Origin of the sequence: Allobosea sp. TAF32 (assembly GCF_052113585.1) — a bacterium.
GTDB lineage: Bacteria > Pseudomonadota > Alphaproteobacteria > Rhizobiales > Beijerinckiaceae > Allobosea.
Genome location: NZ_JBFRDM010000002.1, coordinates 1 through 18,786, shown reverse-complemented (window position 1 = coordinate 18,786; position 18,786 = coordinate 1). Strand labels below are relative to the sequence as shown.

Below are 18,786 nucleotides of genomic sequence, written 5' to 3'. Positions count from 1 at the left end.
TTCCGGATCGATCCGATGCGGAGATAAAGAACTAGCCCGCCAGCAAAGTTTTCAAGCGGTCCGTCGCGACGTCGTCGCGGCGGATCGTTTCGTCTGCGGTGGCGGCCAGCAGATCGGCCACCGTCCGCCCGCCGATCAGGCGCTGCGGCAGGATCTCCGCCAGCGGCGTCAGCACGAAGGCGCGCTCGGGAATGCGCGGGTGCGGAATCTGCAGCCTCGCCTGGTCGATGACCGCATCGCCATAGGTCAGGATGTCGATGTCGAGCGTGCGCGGTCCCCAGCGCTCGCGCCGTTCGCGGCCGCCGGCACGCTCCAGCTCAAGGCAGAAGGCGAGGAGGTCCTGCGGGGCGAGCGAGGTTTCGACCAGGGCCGCCATGTTGAGGAATTCCGGCTGGTCGGTCTTGCCCCAGGGCGGTGTGCGATAGATCGAGGACAGCCGGCCGAGCGCTATGGCCGGGTGGTCGCGCAGCCCCTGCAAGGCTGCGGCGAAGGCGGCGACGGGGTCGCCGAGATTGCCGCCGAAGGCAAGCGCGGCCTCAACCTTCACGCTGGAATCTCAACTGGATGCCAACCGAGCCGAGCGTCGCGGGAATCGGAGGAGCCGGCTTGCGCAGCGTGACCTCGACTCCCTCTACCGAGGGGAAGGCGTCGAAGATCGCCAGGGCGACGGCGCGCGCCGCGCCTTCCAGCAGGTGATAGCGGCGGCCCGTGAAAGCGTCGTTCACGATGGCGACGGCGCGCCCGTAATCGACCGTATCGGCCAGGCGGTCGCTGGCGGCGGCGGCGCGCAGGTCGACGTCGAGCGCGAGGTCGAGGATGAAGCGCTGACCGAGCCGCTCCTCCTCCGAAAAGAAGCCGTGATAGGCGTAGATATCGAGCTTCTCGATCAGGATGCGGCCGGTTTCGCTCACAGGTCTGCCTTCGTGCTGTCCTCGATCGCAGCCCAGGTCTTCAGCGCATCGATATGGGGCGCGACGTCATGGGCGCGGATGATAGCGGCGCCGCGGCTGGCGCCGTAGAGATGGGCGGCGATGCTGGCGGCGAGGCGCTCGGCCGGGATCGCGCGGCCGGTGATATGCCCGAGCGTCGATTTGCGCGAGGCGCCGAGCAGGATCGGGCAGCCGAGCTCGCCCAGCCGATCAAGATGGTGGATGAGGTCGAGATTCTGGCTGACGGTCTTGCCGAAGCCGATGCCGGGATCGACGACGATCTGGCCGCGCGGCACGCCGGCCTGCGTCGCGATCGCGATCGAGCGTTCGAGAAAGCGCAGCACCTCGTCGAAGATGTCGAGGGCAGCGTCGATCCTCTCGCGGTTGTGCATCAGGATGATCGGAGCGCCGGCCTGCGCTGCGACGGCGGCGATGCGCGGGTCGCGCTGAGCCCCCCAGACGTCGTTGACGATCGATGCGCCGGCGGCGAGCGCCGCTTCCGCGACCTCTGCCTTGTAGCTGTCGATGGAGATCGGCGCCTCGATCCGGGCCTTCAGCCCGGCGATCACCGTTAGCACGCGCGCCTTCTCGGTCTCGGTATCGACAGTGGCATGGCCTGGCCGGGTCGACTCGCCACCGACATCGACGATGCCCGCCCCCTCGGCCACCAGGCGCTCGCCATGCGACACCGCGGCCTCGATGCCCAGGTGCAGGCCGCCATCCGAGAAGGAATCGGGCGTGACGTTGACGATGCCCATGACCAGCGGCTGCGCATCGAGCGCGAGGCAGCGGCCATCAGGCAAGGCGAGGGAGAAGGGCATGCGGTTCCGCCGATGATTGGGCAAGGGCGCTATACACACCCCTTGTGCGATGGGCCACAGAAAGCGGCCGATTGTCGCTATGGGGCCGATGCATGGGCTCCGGCCGTCATTGGCTTTTGACGCGGGCGGCATCAGCGTGCAGAAGCCCCGCATGCTACCGCTATCGCTTTCGCATCGGCTCATCCTCGTTCGCCATGGCGAAACCGACTGGAATCGTGAGGGGCGGCTGCAAGGCGGCCAGGACATCCCGCTCAACGAGCTCGGTCGTGAGCAGGCGGCCGAGGCCGCCGACCGCCTCAAGACGCTGGAGCCGGCCTATGCGGAGCTCGACTACATCGCCTCGCCGATGCAACGGGCGCGCGAAACGATGGACATCCTGCGCCGCGAACTCGCTCTGCCGGACGGCGGCTACGCCATCGATGACCGGCTGCGGGAGCTGACCTTCGGCGAATGGGAAGGCTTCACCTGGCGCGATGTCCGCAAGGCCGAGCGCGAGCAGGCGCATCTGCGCGAGCGCGACAAATGGGGCTTCGTGCCGCCGGGCGGCGAGAGCTATCGCATGCTGGCAGAGCGGGTGCGCCCGGTGCTCGAAGGCTTGCGGCGCGAGACGGTGATCGTCAGCCATGGCGGGGTAGCGCGGGCGGTGCTGGCGCTGGTCGGCGCGGTTGCGCCACGCGACGCTGCGAGGGTCGAGATCTGGCAGGGCAAGTTGCTCGTGATCTCGGGAAACCAGGCCGACTGGCTCTGAGCCGCCAGGGCCGCTCCGGGCGCAGCTTCACATTCATCGCCGGTTCACGCGTGATTCGGCAGGAAGAATATGTTAGCAGAGCGTCGTGATGCGGCGGCCTGCCCGGCCGGGGGGCTCACGCGGATGTCGCGGCGCAACGGCGACGGATTCCGGGTTTCTTCATAAGGTGCGTGGCAAGGTGCCGCCCGGCCGAAGGCATGAGTCGCCTCGGTGACAGCGGCGGGCTTTGAGCGCAGCGGGGCGCGATGAACGATATGACGAAGCTGTCGGCGGCGTCTGATCAGGCCGGCGCAAACCTCCTCGCCATGCTGGCCGGCGAGAAGCGCCCTGATCTGATCCACGATGAGGTGCTGGCCGAGATCTTCGCGGCCACGGTTGCCGCGCGCCCCGATCATCCTGCTCTTGTCGATCGCGAACGCCGCCTCGGCTATGCCGAGGTCTGGGCCCGGGCCGGACGGCAGGCGCGGGGCTTGCAGCTTGCCGGCGTCGGGCCGGGCGACATGGTCGGCCTGTGGATGCCGCGCGGCATCGACCTCCTCGTTGCACAGATCGCGATCACGCGCGCGGGAGCGGCCTGGGTGCCCTTCGACGCGGATGCGCCAGTCGAGCGCATCGCGACCTGCCTCAACGACGCCGAAGCCAAGGGCATCGTCACCTGCGCCGGCTGGGCTGCCCGGGCCGAGGAGACGGACCGCAAGGTCTGGTCGCCTGAAATCCTCGCAGCCGCGGCGGACGATCATGAGCCGCCGGCGCGCCCGGCCGGGCTGACCAAGGATCATCCGGCCTATCTGATCTACACCTCCGGCTCGACGGGCACGCCGAAGGCGATCGTCATCAGCCACCGCAACATCTGCCATTTCCTGCGCTCGGGGAACGCGCTCTACGGCATCGGCCCCGACGACGTCGTCTTCCAGGGTGCCTCGGTCGCCTTCGACCTGTCGATGGAGGAGATCTGGACGCCCTATCTCGTCGGCGCGACGCTCTTCGTCGCCTCGCCCGAGATGATGGGCGATGCCGAGAAACTGCCTGCCATCCTCAACGAGGCCGGCGTCACCGTCATCGACACCGTGCCGACCCTGCTCGGCATCCTGCCGGCCGATGTGCCGTCGCTGAAGCTGATCCTGCTCGGCGGCGAGGCGCTTCCCCCCGCAATCGTCCAGAAATGGTCGAAGCCGGGCCGGCGCATCCTCAACACCTACGGCCCGACCGAGGCGACGGTCGTGGCGACCGCTGCCGAGGTCGTCCCCGGCGAGACCGTCACCATTGGCAAGCCGATTGCGAACTACACCGCCTATGTCGTCGGCGAGGATCTGCGCCTCGTTCACCCGGGCGAACAGGGCGAGCTCCTGATCGGCGGGCCGGGCGTCGCCAAGGGCTATCACGGACGGCCCGAGCTGACGGCCGAGAAGTTCATCGCCAACCCGTTTTCAGGCCTGGCCGGCGCGGACGATCCGGTGCTCTACCGCTCGGGCGATGCGGTCAGCCTCGATGCCAACGGCAACATCGTCTTCCACGGCCGCATCGACGACCAGATCAAGATCCGCGGCTTCCGCGTCGAGCTCGGCGAGATCGAATCGAAGCTCGCCGACGAGCCCGGCGTAGCGCAGGCGGCGGTCGTGCTGCGCACGGATGACGGCATCGAGCGGCTCGTTGCCTTCGTCGTGGCCGAGCCGGGCGTGGCGGTAGACGGGGCTGCTCTAAGGGCGGCGCTGCGCGAGAAGCTGCCGCCCTACATGGTTCCCGCGCATTTCGAGGCAGTCGGTTCGCTGCCGCGCATGGTTTCCGGCAAGGTCGACCGCAAGATGCTCAAGGCCGCGCCGCTGACGGCGCCGAGCGCCGAGGGCGAACAGGAGCCGCCGCGCAACGAGACGGAAGCCGCGTTGCTCGACGCTGCCAGGCGCGTGCTCGGCGCAGCCAGCCTGCCGCTGGAAGCCGACTTCTTCGTCGATCTCGGCGGGCATTCGCTGCTGGCGGCGCGCTTCATCTCGATCGTGCGCGAGACGCCGGCCTATGCCGGCATCACGTTGCAGGATGTCTATGGCGCCCGGACGCTGCGTGCGATGGCCGCGTTGCTCGACGAGCGTGGCGCGGCGACGGCGGAGGACCTCTCCTTCACGCCTCCGCCCTTCCTGCGCCGCTTCCTCTGCGGATTGGCCCAGGCTGCGGTGCTGCCGGTGATCATCGGTCTGTCGACGGCGCAGTGGCTCGGCGTCTTCGTCACCTACATGATCCTCTCGGGCGAGGACCTGCCGCTGCTCGGCCAGATCGTCGCGCTGCTCGGCGTCTACATCATGATCATCGTCGCGACCGGCCTCGTCGCCGTCGCGTTGAAATGGATCGTGCTCGGCCGGACCAAGCCCGGAGTCTACCCGCTCTGGGGCGTCTATTATTTCCGCTGGTGGTTCGCGGCGCGTGTCGCCGGCCTCGTCCATATCAAATGGCTCCAGGGCACACCGGTGATGCGCTTCTACTGGCGCCTGCTCGGCGCCAAGGTGGGGCGCGACGTCATCATCTCGGACTACGAGGCCGGCGCCATCGACCTGATCGAGATCGGCGACGGCACCAGCTTCGGCTCCAAGACCACCTTCGCCAATGGCGAGGCGATCGGCGACAAGCTGATCATCGGCCGCATCAAGATCGGCAAGGACGTCTCGGCCGGGGCTTCGGTCGTGCTGGGCCATGGCTCGGTCATCGGCAATCATGCCGAGATCGGCGATCTCACCGCCATTCCACCCGGCATCCATGTGGGAGAGGCCGAGATCTGGGACGGCACGCCGGCACGCAAGGTCGGTACGGTCGATCTCGCCGCGCTGCAGCCGCAGGCGGAAGCCTCGATGGGGCGACGTGCGCTGCTGACGGCCTTCTACATCCTGATGCTGGTGGTGCTGCCGCCGGTCAGCCTGTTGCCGATCTTTCCGGCCTTCTGGCTCTTCGACAAGATCGACTACTTCATCGCCGGCTGGACCGACATCAGCTATCTCTGGTTCCTGCCTATCCTGACCTGGCCGACCGCGATCGGCCTCATCGCCTTCACCGTGCTGCTGATGGCGGGGCTGCGCTGGGCGATCCTGCCGCGCGTGACCTCCGGCTCCTATTCAATCCATTCAGGCTTCTATGCGCGCAAATGGGCGGTGGCGCTGGCAACCGAGGTGACGCTGGAGACGCTCTCCTCGCTCTTCGCCACCATCTATATGCGGGCCTGGTACCGGTTGATGGGCGCACGCATCGGCAAGGGCGCGGAGATTTCGACCAATCTCTCCGGCCGCTACGATCTCACCGGCATCGGCTCGGGCAATTTCATCGCCGATGAGGTCGTCTTCGGCGACGAGGATATGCGCCGCGGCTATATGCGCCTCGACGCGACACGCACGGGCGAGCAGGTCTTCGTCGGCAACGACGCGGTGGTGCCGCCCGGTGCCGTCATTCCCGACCGCGTGCTGATCGGCATCAAGTCGAAGCCGCCGGCGAACGACCGGATGCAGCCGGGCGATACCTGGTTCGGCTCGCCGCCGATCAAGCTGCCGACCCGGCAGAAGGTCGATCTCGGTGCCGACTGGACCTACAAGCCCTCCTTCGCCAAGCAGTTCGGGCGCGGCGTCTTCGAGGCGCTGCACACCTCCTTCCCCTCGATGCTGTTCATTACCTTCGGCACGATCGCAGTCGACATGGTGCTGCAGCAGAAGATCAACGAGGGCGATTGGCTGGGCCTTGTCGTCTCCTTCATGGGGGTGGCGGTTCTGATCGCCGTGGCGCAGGCGCTCATCTGCGCCGCCGTCAAATGGCTGATGATGGGGACCTACAAGCCGGTGATGAAGCCGATGTGGTCGTGGTGGGCGATGCGCACCGAGGCCGTCGCCGTGATGTATTGGGGTCTCGGCGGCAAGGTGCTGTTCGACTATCTGCGCGGCACGCCGTTCCTGCCCTGGTTTCTGAGGCTGTTCGGCGCGAAATACGGCAAGGGGGTCTGGCTGGACTCGACGGATATCACCGAGTTCGACTGCATCAAGGTCGGCGATTTCTGCACGGTGAACGCCCATTCGGCGCTTCAGACGCATCTCTATGAGGACCGCGTGATGAAGGTCGGCCGTGTCAGGCTGGGCAAGGGCGTCTGCGTCGGGGCAGGCGCGACCGTGCTCTACGACACCCATGTCGGCGACTACGCCCAGGTCGGGCTTTTGACCGTGATTATGAAGGGCGAGAACCTGCCGGCGCATACGCGCTGGGAGGGCGCGCCGGCCCTGCCGGCGAAGGCCGCGGCGCACTAAGCCATCGGACGCTCAGCGCGCCGAACCCCAGGTCTTCTCTTTGGGGGCGGCGCGGCCGGCCAGCGGCTGTGCCCTTTCCACGCTGCCGAGCTCGCGAACAGCGCCCTTGGGCAGGTTTCCGAGTTCGAGTTCGCCGATCCTGACGCGGACAAGGCGCAGGACTTCGGCCCCGGCCGCTTCCACGATCCGCCTGATCTGCCGGTTGCGGCCCTCGTCGATCACCATCTCGACCCAGGCATTGCGCTGACCATGGCGCAGCAGCGTGGCTGCGCGGGTCGTCAGGATCTCGCCATCATCTGTGGCTCCCCCTCGCAAGCGGGCCATGAAGGCCTCGTCCGGCACGCGGTCGATCTGGACGTGATAGGTCTTCTCGACGCCGGAAGCGGGATCGAGGATGTGCTGCGCCCAGCGGGTGTCGTTGCTCATGAGCAGCAGCCCCTCGCTCGCCATGTCCAGGCGCCCGACTGGGGACAGGAAGGGCAGGTCGAGGCCTTCCAGGCAGGCATAGACTGTCTGGCGCCCGTCCGGGTCGCTGGTCGTCGTCACCACGCCGCGCGGCTTGTTGAGCATCAGATAGACGCGGCTCGCGGCGGAAACGGCCTGGCCATCGACCCGCAGACTCGCCCGCCGCGGATCGACGCGCAGCTCCGGATGGCGGGCGCGGCGGCCGTCGACGTCGACGCGTCCCTCGAGGATCAGCTTCTCGGCCTGGCTGCGCGAGCAATAGCCGAGCTTGGACAGGGCGCGGGCAAGGCTGACGCCTGCCGCTGTTCCCGGCACGGGACGCCGGCGGAAAGGTTTCATGATGAGCCTGAGCGTCGATGGCACGGCATGCCCGACAGATCGGAAAAGCCCGCAGGCAGCGGTGCGGCCGGCGCGGCCGGCATGCGGCGGAGCCCGTCCTGAAGAGCGAGCGCTGGCGACAGGGAGTGATTTGATGATCTGTGGCTCGGTGCCGCGATTGCGCTGGCAGGCGCGAGCCTACTCAACCCCGAAACCGCCGACGGGCGGCTCGGGGCTAAAGTCCCGCGATGATGGGGCTCCCGGGGCGCCAGGAGCGCAAGGGGCAGGGCGCCTGGCAACTCATGCGGTCAGCTTGAAGCCGGCGGGGCCCGGCGTTGTCAATGGGCGCCACCATCCGGGCGGGGTTTCGCCGCGCCCCAATCCGGCTTAAGAGCCGGTGCATAACCCAACGGGCTCCCATGTCGCACAACAGCTTCGGCCATCTCTTCCGCGTCACCACTTTCGGCGAGAGCCACGGCCCTGCCATCGGCTGCGTCGTTGACGGCTGCCCGCCGCTGATCCCGCTGACGGAAGCCGATATCCAGGGCGACCTCGACCGGCGCCGCCCCGGCCAGTCGCGCTTCACCACGCAGCGTCAGGAGCCGGACCAGGTCCGCATCGTCTCCGGGGTCTTCGCGCGCGAGAGCGACGGCGTGCAGGTGACGACGGGAACCTCGATCGGGCTGCTGATCGACAATGTCGACCAGCGCTCGAAGGACTATTCCGACATCAAGGACAAGTACCGGCCGGGCCATGCCGATTTCACTTATGACGTGAAATACGGCATCCGCGACTATCGCGGCGGTGGACGCTCCTCCGCGCGCGAGACGGCGATGCGCGTCGCCGCCGGCGCCATCGCCCGCAAGGTCGTGCCGGGCATGGTGGTGCGCGGCGCGCTCGTCCAGATGGGTCCGCACAAGATCGACCGCGGCAACTGGGACTGGGAGGAGGTCGGCCGCAACCCCTTCTTCTGCCCGGATGCGAAGGCCGCGGCATTTTTCGCTGATTATCTCGATGGCGTCCGCAAGGCCGGTTCCTCGATCGGTGCCGTGCTCGAAATCGTCGCCGAGGGCGTGCCGGCGGGGCTGGGCGCGCCAATCTATGGCAAGCTCGATGCCGAGATCGCTGCGGCGCTGATGAGCATCAATGCGGTGAAGGGCGTCGAGATCGGCGAGGGCTTCGGCGCGGCCGAGCTTTCCGGCGAGGAGAACGCCGACGAGATGCGCGCCGGCAATGACGGGCGCCCGCTTTTCCTCTCCAACCATGCCGGCGGCATTCTCGGCGGCATCTCGACGGGGCAGCCGATCGTGGCCCGTTTCGCTGTGAAGCCGACCTCCTCGATCCTGGCGACGCGCGCGACCGTGACGCGGACGGGCGGCGAAGCCGAGATGTTCACCAAGGGCCGGCATGACCCCTGCGTCGGCATCCGCGCCGTGCCGGTTGGCGAGGCGATGGTCGCCTGCGTGCTGGCGGATCAATATCTGCGCCATCGCGGGCAGGTCGGCGTGGTCGAGCCGCGCTGGCCGTTTCAGGAGTGAGTTTCGCGCCGTCATTCTCGGGTGAAGCGTAGCGGAGACCCGGGAATCTCTGGCCGGGAGAGGTGCCGTTAAGTGCGTCTCCCGCGTCATGCTCGGGGCAAGCCAGAGCGTGACGCGCAGCGGCTTGCATTTCAGCAATACTGAAAATGCATCGATCGTTCATTGCGGATGAAGTCTCGCCGTATTAGCTTGCGGGCATGAAGCTCGACGTCTGGCTCCGGCAGAACAAGATTGCGCGCAGCGCCTTCGCCAAGCGGGTTGGCTTGTCGCCGGCCAGCGTGACGGCACTTTGCAACGACCCTGCCGCCTGGATTTCCCGCGAAAGCGCCGAGCGCATCGCCGCCGCTACGGGCGGCGCCGTCACCCCCAACGATTTTCTCGGCCTGTCAGGGCCGCGCGAGGCCGCCATGTCGAATAAAGTCGCCGAGACCATCGAAGCCTTCGCACGCGGCGAGATCGTCATCGTCACCGATGACGATGATCGTGAGAACGAGGGCGATCTCATCGTCGCCGCCTCGCTCTGCACGCCGGAGAAGATGGCGTTCATCATCCGCAATACCTGCGGCATCGTCTGTGCGCCGCTGACGACAGCCGAGGCCCGGCGCCTGCGCCTCGATCCGATGGTCTCGTCCAACGACGCCCCGCTCGGCACGGCCTTCACCATCACGGTCGACGTCAAGCACGGGCTGACGACCGGCATCTCGGCCGAGCAGCGCACCAACACGGTCCGCGCGCTCGCCAACGGCAATATGGGTGCGGCCGATTTCGTCCGGCCCGGCCATGTCTTCCCGCTGATCGCCAAGGATGGCGGCGTGCTGATGCGCTCCGGCCATACGGAAGCCGCCGTCGATCTGTGCAAGCTCGCCGACCTGCCGCCGGTCGGCGTGATCTGCGAACTCGCCAATGACGACGGCACGGTGATGAAGGGCGCGCAGATCACCGCCTTTGCCGAGAAGCACGGGCTGAAGCAGATCACGGTCGCCGACCTCATCGCCTATCGCCAATTGCGCGAGAAGCTGGTCGAGCGGGTGCATTCCTTCCCGGTCAAGACCGAGTTCGGCGAGATGACCGGCCATGTCTACATCACGCCGTTCGACAACACCCAGCATTTCGCCTTCGTGATGGGCAAGCTCGGGGACGGCGAGAAGGTGCCGGCCAGGCTGCACCGGGCCGATGTCGTCGCCGACGTGCTCCGCGGCGCCGGCTCGATCCAATGCGCGCTGCGGCGTTTCCAGCAGGAAGGCCGGGGCGTTCTCATCTATCTGCGGGACGGCAGCGCCGGCGTTCCGATCAAAAGCGTCGAGGAAGAGGGCTCGGACGCGCTGCGCAGCCAGCAATGGCGCGAGGTCGGACTCGGCGCGCAGATCCTGCGCGATCTCGGCGTCAGTTCGATCGTAAACCTCGCCTCCTCGCCGCGCTCTTTCGTGGGGCTCGGCGGCTTCGGCATCGAGATCGTGGAGACGGCGCCGCTGGAGTGAGGCGCGGTCAGGCGCCCATCAACGCCCCGACATGGGCGGCGGCCGATCGCGCCAACGCGTCGAGATCGTAGCCGCCCTCGAGAACGGAGACGATGCGGCCGCCGGCATGCCTGTCGGCCAATTCCATCAGCTTCTGCGTCGCCCAGGCGAAATCGGCTTCGCGCAGGTTGAGACTGGCGAGCGGGTCGCGCCAATGCGCGTCGAAGCCGGCCGAGATCACCACGAGGTCGGGGCGGAACGCGTCGAGGCGGGGCAGGATCGCGATCTCGAAGGCCTCGCGAAATTCGTCCGACCCTTCCCCAGGATGCAAGGGCACATTCACGATCGTGCCATGGGCGCCGCGCTCCGACGCCGCACCTGTGCCGGGATAGAGCGGCATCTCGTGGGTGGAGGCGTAGAGGACGCTCGCATCCTGCCAGAAGATGTCCTGCGTGCCGTTGCCGTGATGGACGTCCCAATCGACGATGGCGACACGCGCGGCGCCGTGGGTCTTCTGCGCGTGGCGAGCGGCGATCGCCGCGTGGTTGAAGAAGCAGAAGCCCATGGCGCGGTCGCGCTCGGCATGGTGCCCCGGCGGGCGCATGGCGACGAAGGCATTGCGGGCCTTGCCGCTCATGACCTCGTCCACGGCAGCGGTTGCACCGCCGACCGCGCGCAGGACGGCCGCGATCGTGCCCGGTGACATGAAGGTATCGCCGTCGACCTGAACGAAGCCGGCGGCCGGGCTCGATGCGACCAGCGCCTCGGCATAGGAGGCCGCGTGGCAAAGCGTCACCTGTTCGAGCGTGCCGAGCGGCGCCTCCACCCGAATCAGTGCCGCGAAACGCTCCGCTTCCAGAGCCTGGTCGACGGCCCTCAGCCGCTCGGCGCATTCGGGGTGGCCGGGCGGCATGGCGTGGCCGAAGCCGGCCGGATGGGTGATCAGAAGCGTGGTCAAGCGGATCAATCCAAACGATTGCGGTCAACGGGGCCGAAAGCGTGGCCTGTTTGCCACGGCTGCGCGCGTTCAGGGCACGCTAAAGGGAACCTGATTGCGCCTTGCCGGTTTGGCGCCTAGTGCTTCGCCCGACCGTCGCCCTCCTGGGTATGTCTTGGGCGATACGAAGCGTTAACTCTTGATTCATCATAAAGGCTGCCTTCGGGTCGCGCTGGTGGGGGCTATGAAGAAAACCGTTTTCGTTGCCTTGGCACTGTCGGCCCTTCTCGGCGCCTGCCAGTATAAGAGCGTGGCCGCTCCGGAGCTGTCAGCCCGCGATGCGGAATATATCGCGCTCGTCCCCAAGTTCGATACTTACCTGCCTTATCTTCCGTATGAGATTGCAGATCCGACCGGCCAGCCGCCGGGCACGGTCTATGTCGATACGAAGGAGAAGTTCCTCTATCTCGTCCTCCCGAACAAGAAGGCCATCCGCTACGGCGTCGCCACCGGTGACGAGGCCTATGGCTGGACCGGCGAAGCGGTGGTGCAGCGCAAGGCCGAATGGCCGCGTTGGACGCCGCCGGCCGAGATGGTCAAGCGCTGGCCGCATCTGAAGCCCGTGGCGGGCGGAATGAATGGCGGGCCGGAGAACCCGCTCGGCGCACGCGCGCTCTATCTCTACCAGAACGGCCACGACACGCTCTATCGCATCCACGGCACCAACGAGCCCGAGACGATTGGCCGTTCGGCCTCGTCCGGCTGCATCCGGATGCGCAATATCGATGCGATCGATCTGTTCAATCGCGTGCCGGTCGGCGCCAAGGTCATCGTCGTCTGACGTCTTAGGCCGGTTTTCGGAGTTTCGGCGGGCGGCCTCAGGGCCGCCCGTTTTCGTTTCGGGGCGTCTTCCGCCCGGATGACCGGCGCACGAAAAAGGCCGGTGGGAGCAAGCTCCGCACCGGCCAGTTTAGGGTCTCGAAGGGAGGTTTCAGTCGTCGAAACCGTGGCGGAGCACGCCGGGGAGTTCGGTCCTGCGTGCCTCGCCGTGCTTCTTCAACGCGCCTGACAGCTGCCGGGTTCCCGCAGCGACCGCCTGAATCGCGATCGGGCGGAACTGCGACGTGTAGTTTTCGCGTGCCGTGGCATCGTGGAAACTCTTGCGCGGCTGCATCTGGGGACGGGCGTCGTGTTGAAACATGGCTCCTGACTCTCTGATGACCTGACGTCGTGGGCTCACGCCCGCCGACCCCTCAACACTGCCCGTGGATCAGGACGGGGCCGGGGCGCGTCTGTGATTTGTTCGTGGCGATCTCGGGCCGGGAGCGGTTTCGGCCACATTGATGAACGGAAAGAAAAAAAGGCCGGGCGATCGCCGCCCGGCCTCAAAATATTTCCTATGCCCAATCGCTCAGGCCAGCAGGCCTTCCGCCTTGGCCCAGTTCAGCGTCTTGTCGAGTGCGCGCTCGCAGCGATCGAACATCTCGTTGATCTCGGCTTCCGAGATGACGAGCGGCGGGCAGAAGGCGAGACGGTCGCCCATGGCGCGGGTGATGAAGCCCTCTTCCAGAGCGTAGGCGACGGCCTTGGCGCCGACGCCCTTCTTGGTCTCGAAGGAGGCCTTGGTCTGCTTGTCCTTGACCAGCTCGGCGCCGCCGATGAGGCCGACGCCGCGCGCTTCGCCGACGAGAGGATGCTCGGCGAGCTTATCGAGGCGGCGGACGAAGGTCGGGGAGACCTTGTTGACATGATCGACGATCTTGTCGCGCTGGTAGATCTCCAGCGTCTTCACGGCGACGGCGCAGCCGACGGGGTGGCCGGCATAGGTGTTGCCGTGGCCGAAGGTGCCGATCTTGCGGCTCTGGTCGACCAGGACCTCATAGACCTTGTCGTTCATCATCACCGCGCTGAGCGGGAAATAGGCCGAGGTGATCTGCTTGGCGAGCGAGATCGTGTCGGCGTTCATGCCGTAGGTCTCGGTGCCGAACATCTTGCCGGTGCGGCCGAAGCCGGTGATGACCTCGTCCGAGATGAACAGGATGTCGTATTTGGCGAGGACGGCGTTGATCTTCTCGAAATAACCCTCCGGCGGGATGATCGCGCCGCCGGCGCCCATCACCGGCTCGGCGATGAAGGCGGCGACCGTGTCGGGCCCCTCGCGCAGGATCATCTCCTCGAGCTCGGCAGCGAGGCGCGTCGAATAGTCCTGCTCGCTCTCGCCGGGCTCGGCGAAGCGGTAATGATGCGGGCAGGAGGTGTGCAGGATGCCCGGCAGGGGCAGGTCGAAGTCGATGTGGTTGTTCGGCAGGCCGGTCAGCGAGGCCGAGGCGACGGTGACGCCGTGATAGCCCTTCAGCCGCGAGATGATCTTCTTCTTCTGCGGCCGGCCGAGCGCATTGTTCATGTACCAGACGATCTTGACCTGGGTGTCGTTGGCGTCCGAGCCGGAGGCGCCGTAGAACACCTTCGAGATCGGAACCGGGGCGATCTCCTTGAGCTTCTCGGCGAGCTCGATCGCCGGGTCGTGGCTGCGCCCACCGAAGATGTGGGTGAAGGGCAGCTTCTTCATCTGCTCATAGGCGGTCTCGATCAGCTCCTGGTTGGAGTAGCCGAGCGAGGTGCACCAGAGGCCCGCCATGCCCTCGATATATTCCTTGCCGGCGGAATCGTAGACGTAGATGCCCTTGCCGCTTTCCAGCACCAGCGGGCCGTTCTGCCGGTGGGTGGCGAGGTTGGTGTAAGGATGGACGAGGGTCTCGATATCCCTGACTGCGACATTCGACAGCATGATCGGTTTCCGCTCCCTGTTAAAGATTCTTGCCACCTTAAGCTGAACTGACCGCAAATGTTGAGCGAATTCGACGCAGGGGGTGGCAGACCCTGGCGCAATGCGCGCGAACGCGGAACAGCATGGAGGCTCAACGAATGATCGGCGGCGGGGCGAAGCGGCAGCCAACCTCTTCCAGCATCGCGCCGACGGCGATCGCCGTGCGGTCTTCGCCGAAAGGCGCGATGATCTGGACGCCGAGCGGTAGCCCGCCGCGGGAGCGCATCACCGGCGCGCAGAGCGCCGGCAGGTCGGCGCCGGTGGCCGGCGCGGCCCAGAGCAGAAAATCGAGATAGGGGCGTGGCTCGCCATTCACGATCAGGCGGCGGGCGTGGATGTCCGGGCCGTGGTCGTGGGCGATCGCCGCGACGGGGGCCGGCGGACAAAGCACGACATCGTAGCGCTGGAAAAAGCGCGCCCATTGCCGCTTCTGGGCGAGGCGGCGATGGGCGAGCTGCTGATAGAGACCGGGCGTCATCCGCGCGCCGCGCGCCTGCAGCGCCTGATGCGACAGGTCGTTCGGGCTGAAGCGCGAAGCCTGCGCCTGGATGCGAGCACGCACCTTCGGCGGCAGGCCATAGGCCACGACAGCGTGGTTCAGCAGCGCATAGACCTCGAAGGCGTCGGCAAAGCTCACCGAGGGGCGGGCAGTCTCGTCGACGATGGCGCCGGCTTCGCCAAGGCGGCGAGCTGCTTCGCGCACGGCGTCCGCCACCTCCCGGTCGACCGGAGCGAAGGGATCCTCGGCCCAGAGCGCCACGCGCAGCCCTTTCGCCGTTCGGGCGCGCGCCTCCGCCAAGGAAGCAGCGGTGAGCGTGGCATCGCGCGGGCCGGCGATGACCGGGAGGATCAGGTCGAGATCCTCCGCGGTGCGGGTGATCGGGCCGGCAACCATCAGATCGACGTTGCGCGCGGTTCGCCGCTCGGGCGGGGGCGGGATCGCGCCCCAGGTCGAGACCAGCCCCCAACTCGTCTTGAGGCCGAAGACGCCGCAGGCATGCGCCGGCCAGCGGATCGAGCTGCCGAGGTCGGAGCCGAGCTCGAAGGCGCTCATCCCCGTCGCGACGGCGACCGCCGCGCCGCCAGAGGAGCCGCCCGGAGAGCGCGTTTCGTCCCAGGGGTTGTTGGTCACGCCATGGACGGGGTTGTAGCTCTGGAAATCGCCGGAGAAGACCGGAACGTTGGTCTTGCCGATGATGACCGCGCCGGCGGCGCGCAGCCTCGCGACCGCCGCCGCGTCCTCGGCCGGGACACGCTCGCGATAGGCCGGCAGGCCGCCGGAGGAGGGCAGGCCGGCGACGTCGAAGGCGTCCTTGATCGTGATCGGCAGGCCTTCGAGCGGGCGCGCGGTGCCGTTTGCGATCCGCGCGTCGCTGGCGCTGGCCATGGCGCGGGCGGCCTCGCGATCCTCGGCCACGATGGCGTTGAGCCGCGGGTTGAGCGCATCGATGCGGGCGAAGCTCGCTTCCAGCAGATCGGAGGCGCTAAAACGGCGCGCGAGCAAGCCCGTGCGCAGAGCCGTGGCGGAGGCGGTCAGGTCGATATCGGCAGCCATGGCGGGATCATTCCACGTCGATGGCGCGGGCATAATCGCGCCAGAGCAGGACGAGGCGGTCGAGCTCGGCGAGATCGTCGGTCTTGAGCTTGCCCAGCGTGCTGGCCACGAAGTCGCGCTGGGCGGCGATGCCGGCCTCGGCGAGCCGGCGGCCTTCCGCAGTCAGATGCATGGCATAGGAGCGCCGGTCGCCCGCGATGGCGCGGCGCTCGACGAGGCCAGCCTGCACGAGGCGATCGACCAGCCCCGAGACATTCCCCTTGGTGACGTAGAGCCGCTCGGCGAGCTCGCTCTGGCTGATGCCTTCCTGCTCCGTCAGCGTCGAGAGCAGGTCGAATTGCGGGATCGAGAGGCCGAGCTTGCGGATGCGCCCGGTCATCTGCATCAGCATGCGCTGGTGCAACCGCATGAAGCGGAACCAGACCCGGTCAGGCTCCGTCGCCGCGTGCGGCACGCTTTTCGGTGCGGTCATCGCGTTTTCCCCCCTCTGGAACGATCAGACCTAAACTATCTGGAGCCGGCAGGCGAGCCTTCGATAGTGCGACTTTCCTTTCGCGGAAGCACGTCGTTATCCTCTCGAAAAAGCAGGTCTTCGGGAGGAACGCGCATGCTCGGCCTGATGCAGGATTGGCCGCTTCTGCTCCACCGGATCATCGATCACGCCGCGACCCAGCACGGCACGCGCGAGGTCGTCAGCCGCGCCGTCGAGGACGGCACCTTACGGCGACGAAGTTATGCCGAGATCAGGAGCAGGGCGCTCCGCGTCGCCAAGCGGCTGCAACGCGACGGGATCGGGCTCGGCGACCGGGTGGCTACGCTCGCCTGGAACAGCGACCGGCATCTCGAGCTCTGGTACGGCATCAGCGGCATCGGCGCGATCACGCATACGGTCAATCCGCGGCTCTTTCCGGAGCAGATCGCCTGGATCGTCGATCACGCCGAGGACCGGCTGCTGTTCCTCGACCTGACTTTCGTGCCGATGATCGAGCAGTTGCAGGAGAAGCTGCCGAGCATCGAGCGCTACATCGTCCTCACCGATGCCGCGCATATGCAGCAATGCAGCCTCAAGGGTGCGGTCGCCTATGAGGACTGGCTCGCGGAGGCGGACGATGATTTCGCCTGGGGTGCATTCGACGAGAACACCGCAGCCGGGCTTTGTTACACCTCCGGCACGACCGGCGGGCCGAAGGGCGTGCTCTACTCGCATCGCTCCAACGTGCTGCATGCGCTCGCCTGCGCGGCACCGGACTATATGGGGCTGTCCTCGCGCGATACGGTGATGCCGGTCGTGCCGCTGTTCCATGCGAACAGCTGGTCTCTCGCCTATTCCGCGCCGATGACCGGGGCGAAGCTGGTGATGCCGGGGGCGAAGCTCGACGGCCCATCGCTGTACGAATTGCTTGAAGGCGAAGGCGTCACCATGACGGCGGCGGTGCCGACGGTCTGGCTCGGGTTGCTACAGCATTTGGAAGCGACCGGCGGCAAGCTCTCGACGCTGAAGCGCGTCGTCATCGGCGGTTCGGCCTGCCCGCGCGCCATGACCGAGGCCTTCGAGCGCAAATACGGCGTTACCGTCGCCCATGCCTGGGGCATGACCGAGATGAGCCCGCTCGGCTCCTTCTGCTCGATGAAGCCGGTATACGGAAACCTTTCGGGCGAGGCGCTCTACGATCTCAAGGTCAAGCAGGGCCATCCGCCCTTTACGGTGGAGTTTCGGCTCACAGACGATGCCGGCCACGACCTGCCCTGGGACGGCAAGACCTTTGGCCGCCTCAAGGTGCGTGGGCCGGCGGTGGCTGGCGCCTATTACCGGCGCGAGGACGAGGATATTCTCGACGAGCAGGGTTTCTTCGATACCGGCGACGTCGCGACGATCGATCCCGCCGGCTATATGCAGATCACCGACCGCTCAAAGGACGTCATCAAGTCGGGCGGGGAATGGATCTCCTCGATCGATCTTGAAAATCTCGCCGTCGGGCATCCCGACGTGGCGGAGGCGGCGGTGATCGGCATTACCCACCCGAAATGGGACGAGCGGCCGCTGCTGGTGATCGTGCCGAAGACCGGCCGCACGCCGAGCAAGGAAGAGATGCTGGCCTTCATGGCGGGCAAGATCGCGAAATGGTGGCTGCCGGACGATGTCGTGCTGGTCGAGGCGATCCCGCACACCGCAACCGGCAAGATCCAGAAGACGGTGCTGCGCGAGATGTTCAAGGACTATCGGTTGCCAGGTTGAGCTGTTGTGTCCTTCAAGCGGAAACGGCGCCCTTTCGGGCGCCGTTTCGTTTGAGGGCAGGAGGGCTGTGGGCGTCGAGGGCTCAGTCCTCCGCCCTCAGAACTCCTCCCAGCCTGCATCCTGGGCGCGGCCATTGGCGACCTTGCGCGGGGCGGGGATGGTCTTGGACTGGGCGAAGGCGGCTTCGGCGAGCTTGCGCAGCCGCTCGGGCTCGGCCGCCGGGGCCTTGGCGGAGGCGGCCGGCGCCATGTTCGAGACCGCGACGGGCCGCGCCGCAGCGCGAGGCACGGCTTTCACCGGGCGCGCCGTGGCAGCCGCGGAAGCGAGAGGCTGCGGATAGCTGGACTGCCCGACCGCCTCGCGGCCGGTGCGGAAGGTCGCGACGAGCTCGTTGAGCTGGCCGATCCGGCCGGAGAGGGCGTTGGCGGAAGCCGCGCTCTGCTCGGCCAGCGCCGCGTTCTGCTGGGTCATCTCGTCGAGATGCGCCACCGCCTGGCTCATCTCGTCGATGCCGTTGGCCTGCTCGCCCGACGCGGCCGAGATGTCGGCGATGGTCGCCGCCACCTTCTGCGAGGCTTCCAGGATGCGCGCGAGCTGCTCGCCGGCCTGGCGCACCAGCTTCACGCCTTCAGCCAGAACCTGCGGCACGAGCTCGCGGGGACCGGCGTCACCGTTCAGGTCGTGCTGCCG

Annotated in this window: 16 protein-coding genes; 6 read left to right on the top strand and 10 right to left on the bottom strand. The window is 67.2% G+C overall.

Going from position 1 to position 18,786, the window contains the following annotated elements:
* Nucleotides 1-31: 31 nt before the first annotated feature.
* From folK to folP, 3 genes are read right to left on the bottom strand one after another with little or no spacing between them, the layout of a single operon-like run.
* Entirely contained in the window at nucleotides 32-547 is a 516-nt protein-coding gene (gene folK, locus AB4Z16_RS04480) for a 2-amino-4-hydroxy-6-hydroxymethyldihydropteridine diphosphokinase (protein ID WP_441510142.1), read from the bottom strand.
* Nucleotides 537-911 carry a dihydroneopterin aldolase gene (gene folB / locus AB4Z16_RS04475; RefSeq protein ID WP_441510141.1) on the bottom strand — a complete coding sequence of 125 codons (375 nt, stop codon included), beginning with the start codon at nucleotides 909-911 and terminating at the stop codon, nucleotides 537-539. Before folB ends, folK begins: the two co-directional genes overlap by 11 nt.
* Nucleotides 908-1,750, bottom strand: coding sequence for a dihydropteroate synthase (gene folP / locus AB4Z16_RS04470; protein ID WP_441510140.1), 843 nt, complete (start codon nucleotides 1,748-1,750; stop codon nucleotides 908-910). Before folP ends, folB begins: the two co-directional genes overlap by 4 nt.
* A 151-nt stretch (nucleotides 1,751-1,901) precedes the next feature.
* Between folP and AB4Z16_RS04465 the strand changes: the two genes are divergently transcribed.
* Together AB4Z16_RS04465 and AB4Z16_RS04460 are read left to right on the top strand one after the other, a co-directional pair.
* Entirely contained in the window at nucleotides 1,902-2,498 is a 597-nt protein-coding gene (locus tag AB4Z16_RS04465) for a histidine phosphatase family protein (protein WP_441510139.1), read from the top strand.
* Nucleotides 2,499-2,743: 245 nt separating this feature from the next.
* Nucleotides 2,744-6,763, top strand: a complete 4,020-nt coding sequence (locus AB4Z16_RS04460) for a Pls/PosA family non-ribosomal peptide synthetase (protein ID WP_441510138.1) — start codon at nucleotides 2,744-2,746, stop codon at nucleotides 6,761-6,763.
* A 12-nt stretch (nucleotides 6,764-6,775) separates the two neighbouring features.
* On the opposite strand, the gene AB4Z16_RS04455 is transcribed toward AB4Z16_RS04460, so the two are convergent.
* The gene (locus tag AB4Z16_RS04455; protein WP_441510137.1) at nucleotides 6,776-7,567 is read right to left on the bottom strand and encodes a pseudouridine synthase; all 792 of its coding nucleotides are present in this window, start codon (nucleotides 7,565-7,567) and stop codon (nucleotides 6,776-6,778) included.
* A 398-nt stretch (nucleotides 7,568-7,965) separates the two neighbouring features.
* Here AB4Z16_RS04455 and aroC point away from each other — a divergent pair, with 398 nt between their 5' ends.
* Nucleotides 7,966-9,084 (top strand): chorismate synthase, encoded by a 1,119-nt coding sequence (aroC, locus tag AB4Z16_RS04450; protein WP_441510136.1) that lies wholly within the window; start codon nucleotides 7,966-7,968, stop codon nucleotides 9,082-9,084.
* Between the two features lie 197 nt (nucleotides 9,085-9,281).
* On the top strand, nucleotides 9,282-10,562 hold the full coding sequence (ribB, locus tag AB4Z16_RS04445) for a 3,4-dihydroxy-2-butanone-4-phosphate synthase (protein ID WP_441510135.1): 1,281 nt from the start codon (nucleotides 9,282-9,284) through the stop codon (nucleotides 10,560-10,562).
* A 7-nt stretch (nucleotides 10,563-10,569) separates the two neighbouring features.
* On the opposite strand, the gene AB4Z16_RS04440 is transcribed toward ribB, so the two are convergent.
* Nucleotides 10,570-11,499 carry a histone deacetylase family protein gene (locus AB4Z16_RS04440; protein ID WP_441510134.1) on the bottom strand — a complete coding sequence of 310 codons (930 nt, stop codon included), beginning with the start codon at nucleotides 11,497-11,499 and terminating at the stop codon, nucleotides 10,570-10,572.
* Between the two features lie 223 nt (nucleotides 11,500-11,722).
* Here AB4Z16_RS04440 and AB4Z16_RS04435 point away from each other — a divergent pair, with 223 nt between their 5' ends.
* Nucleotides 11,723-12,319: a L,D-transpeptidase gene (locus tag AB4Z16_RS04435; protein ID WP_441472844.1), complete on the top strand. Its 597-nt coding sequence runs from the start codon at nucleotides 11,723-11,725 to the stop codon at nucleotides 12,317-12,319.
* A 150-nt stretch (nucleotides 12,320-12,469) separates the two neighbouring features.
* Here AB4Z16_RS04435 and AB4Z16_RS04430 read toward each other — a convergent pair whose 3' ends face one another.
* From AB4Z16_RS04430 to AB4Z16_RS04415, 4 genes are all read right to left on the bottom strand, one after another.
* On the bottom strand, nucleotides 12,470-12,679 hold the full coding sequence (locus tag AB4Z16_RS04430) for a hypothetical protein (protein WP_441510133.1): 210 nt from the start codon (nucleotides 12,677-12,679) through the stop codon (nucleotides 12,470-12,472).
* A gap of 210 nt (nucleotides 12,680-12,889) precedes the next feature.
* Complete coding sequence (locus AB4Z16_RS04425; RefSeq protein ID WP_441510132.1) at nucleotides 12,890-14,266, bottom strand: aspartate aminotransferase family protein; 1,377 nt, start codon at nucleotides 14,264-14,266, stop codon at nucleotides 12,890-12,892.
* A 130-nt stretch (nucleotides 14,267-14,396) separates the two neighbouring features.
* Nucleotides 14,397-15,860: an amidase gene (locus tag AB4Z16_RS04420; RefSeq protein ID WP_441510131.1), complete on the bottom strand. Its 1,464-nt coding sequence runs from the start codon at nucleotides 15,858-15,860 to the stop codon at nucleotides 14,397-14,399.
* A 7-nt stretch (nucleotides 15,861-15,867) separates the two neighbouring features.
* Complete coding sequence (locus tag AB4Z16_RS04415; RefSeq protein ID WP_441510130.1) at nucleotides 15,868-16,332, bottom strand: MarR family winged helix-turn-helix transcriptional regulator; 465 nt, start codon at nucleotides 16,330-16,332, stop codon at nucleotides 15,868-15,870.
* 135 nt (nucleotides 16,333-16,467) lie between these two features.
* Here AB4Z16_RS04415 and AB4Z16_RS04410 point away from each other — a divergent pair, with 135 nt between their 5' ends.
* Complete coding sequence (locus tag AB4Z16_RS04410; RefSeq protein WP_441510129.1) at nucleotides 16,468-18,096, top strand: long-chain-fatty-acid--CoA ligase; 1,629 nt, start codon at nucleotides 16,468-16,470, stop codon at nucleotides 18,094-18,096.
* A 96-nt stretch (nucleotides 18,097-18,192) separates the two neighbouring features.
* On the opposite strand, the gene AB4Z16_RS04405 is transcribed toward AB4Z16_RS04410, so the two are convergent.
* Nucleotides 18,193-18,786, bottom strand: a 594-nt coding sequence (locus AB4Z16_RS04405; protein WP_441510128.1) for a methyl-accepting chemotaxis protein, incomplete at its 5' end; no start/stop codon positions are given.

Coding starts and splice junctions, on each gene's coding strand:
- folP (WP_441510140.1), bottom strand. CDS start 1,750: ATGCCCTTCTCCCTCGCCTTGCCTGATGGCCGCTGCCTCGCGCTCGAT.
- AB4Z16_RS04465 (WP_441510139.1), top strand. CDS start 1,902: ATGCTACCGCTATCGCTTTCGCATCGGCTCATCCTCGTTCGCCATGGC.
- AB4Z16_RS04460 (WP_441510138.1), top strand. CDS start 2,744: ATGAACGATATGACGAAGCTGTCGGCGGCGTCTGATCAGGCCGGCGCA.
- AB4Z16_RS04455 (WP_441510137.1), bottom strand. CDS start 7,567: ATGAAACCTTTCCGCCGGCGTCCCGTGCCGGGAACAGCGGCAGGCGTC.
- aroC (WP_441510136.1), top strand. CDS start 7,966: ATGTCGCACAACAGCTTCGGCCATCTCTTCCGCGTCACCACTTTCGGC.
- ribB (WP_441510135.1), top strand. CDS start 9,282: ATGAAGCTCGACGTCTGGCTCCGGCAGAACAAGATTGCGCGCAGCGCC.
- AB4Z16_RS04435 (WP_441472844.1), top strand. CDS start 11,723: ATGAAGAAAACCGTTTTCGTTGCCTTGGCACTGTCGGCCCTTCTCGGC.
- AB4Z16_RS04430 (WP_441510133.1), bottom strand. CDS start 12,679: ATGTTTCAACACGACGCCCGTCCCCAGATGCAGCCGCGCAAGAGTTTC.
- AB4Z16_RS04425 (WP_441510132.1), bottom strand. CDS start 14,266: ATGCTGTCGAATGTCGCAGTCAGGGATATCGAGACCCTCGTCCATCCT.
- AB4Z16_RS04420 (WP_441510131.1), bottom strand. CDS start 15,860: ATGGCTGCCGATATCGACCTGACCGCCTCCGCCACGGCTCTGCGCACG.
- AB4Z16_RS04415 (WP_441510130.1), bottom strand. CDS start 16,332: ATGACCGCACCGAAAAGCGTGCCGCACGCGGCGACGGAGCCTGACCGG.
- AB4Z16_RS04410 (WP_441510129.1), top strand. CDS start 16,468: ATGCTCGGCCTGATGCAGGATTGGCCGCTTCTGCTCCACCGGATCATC.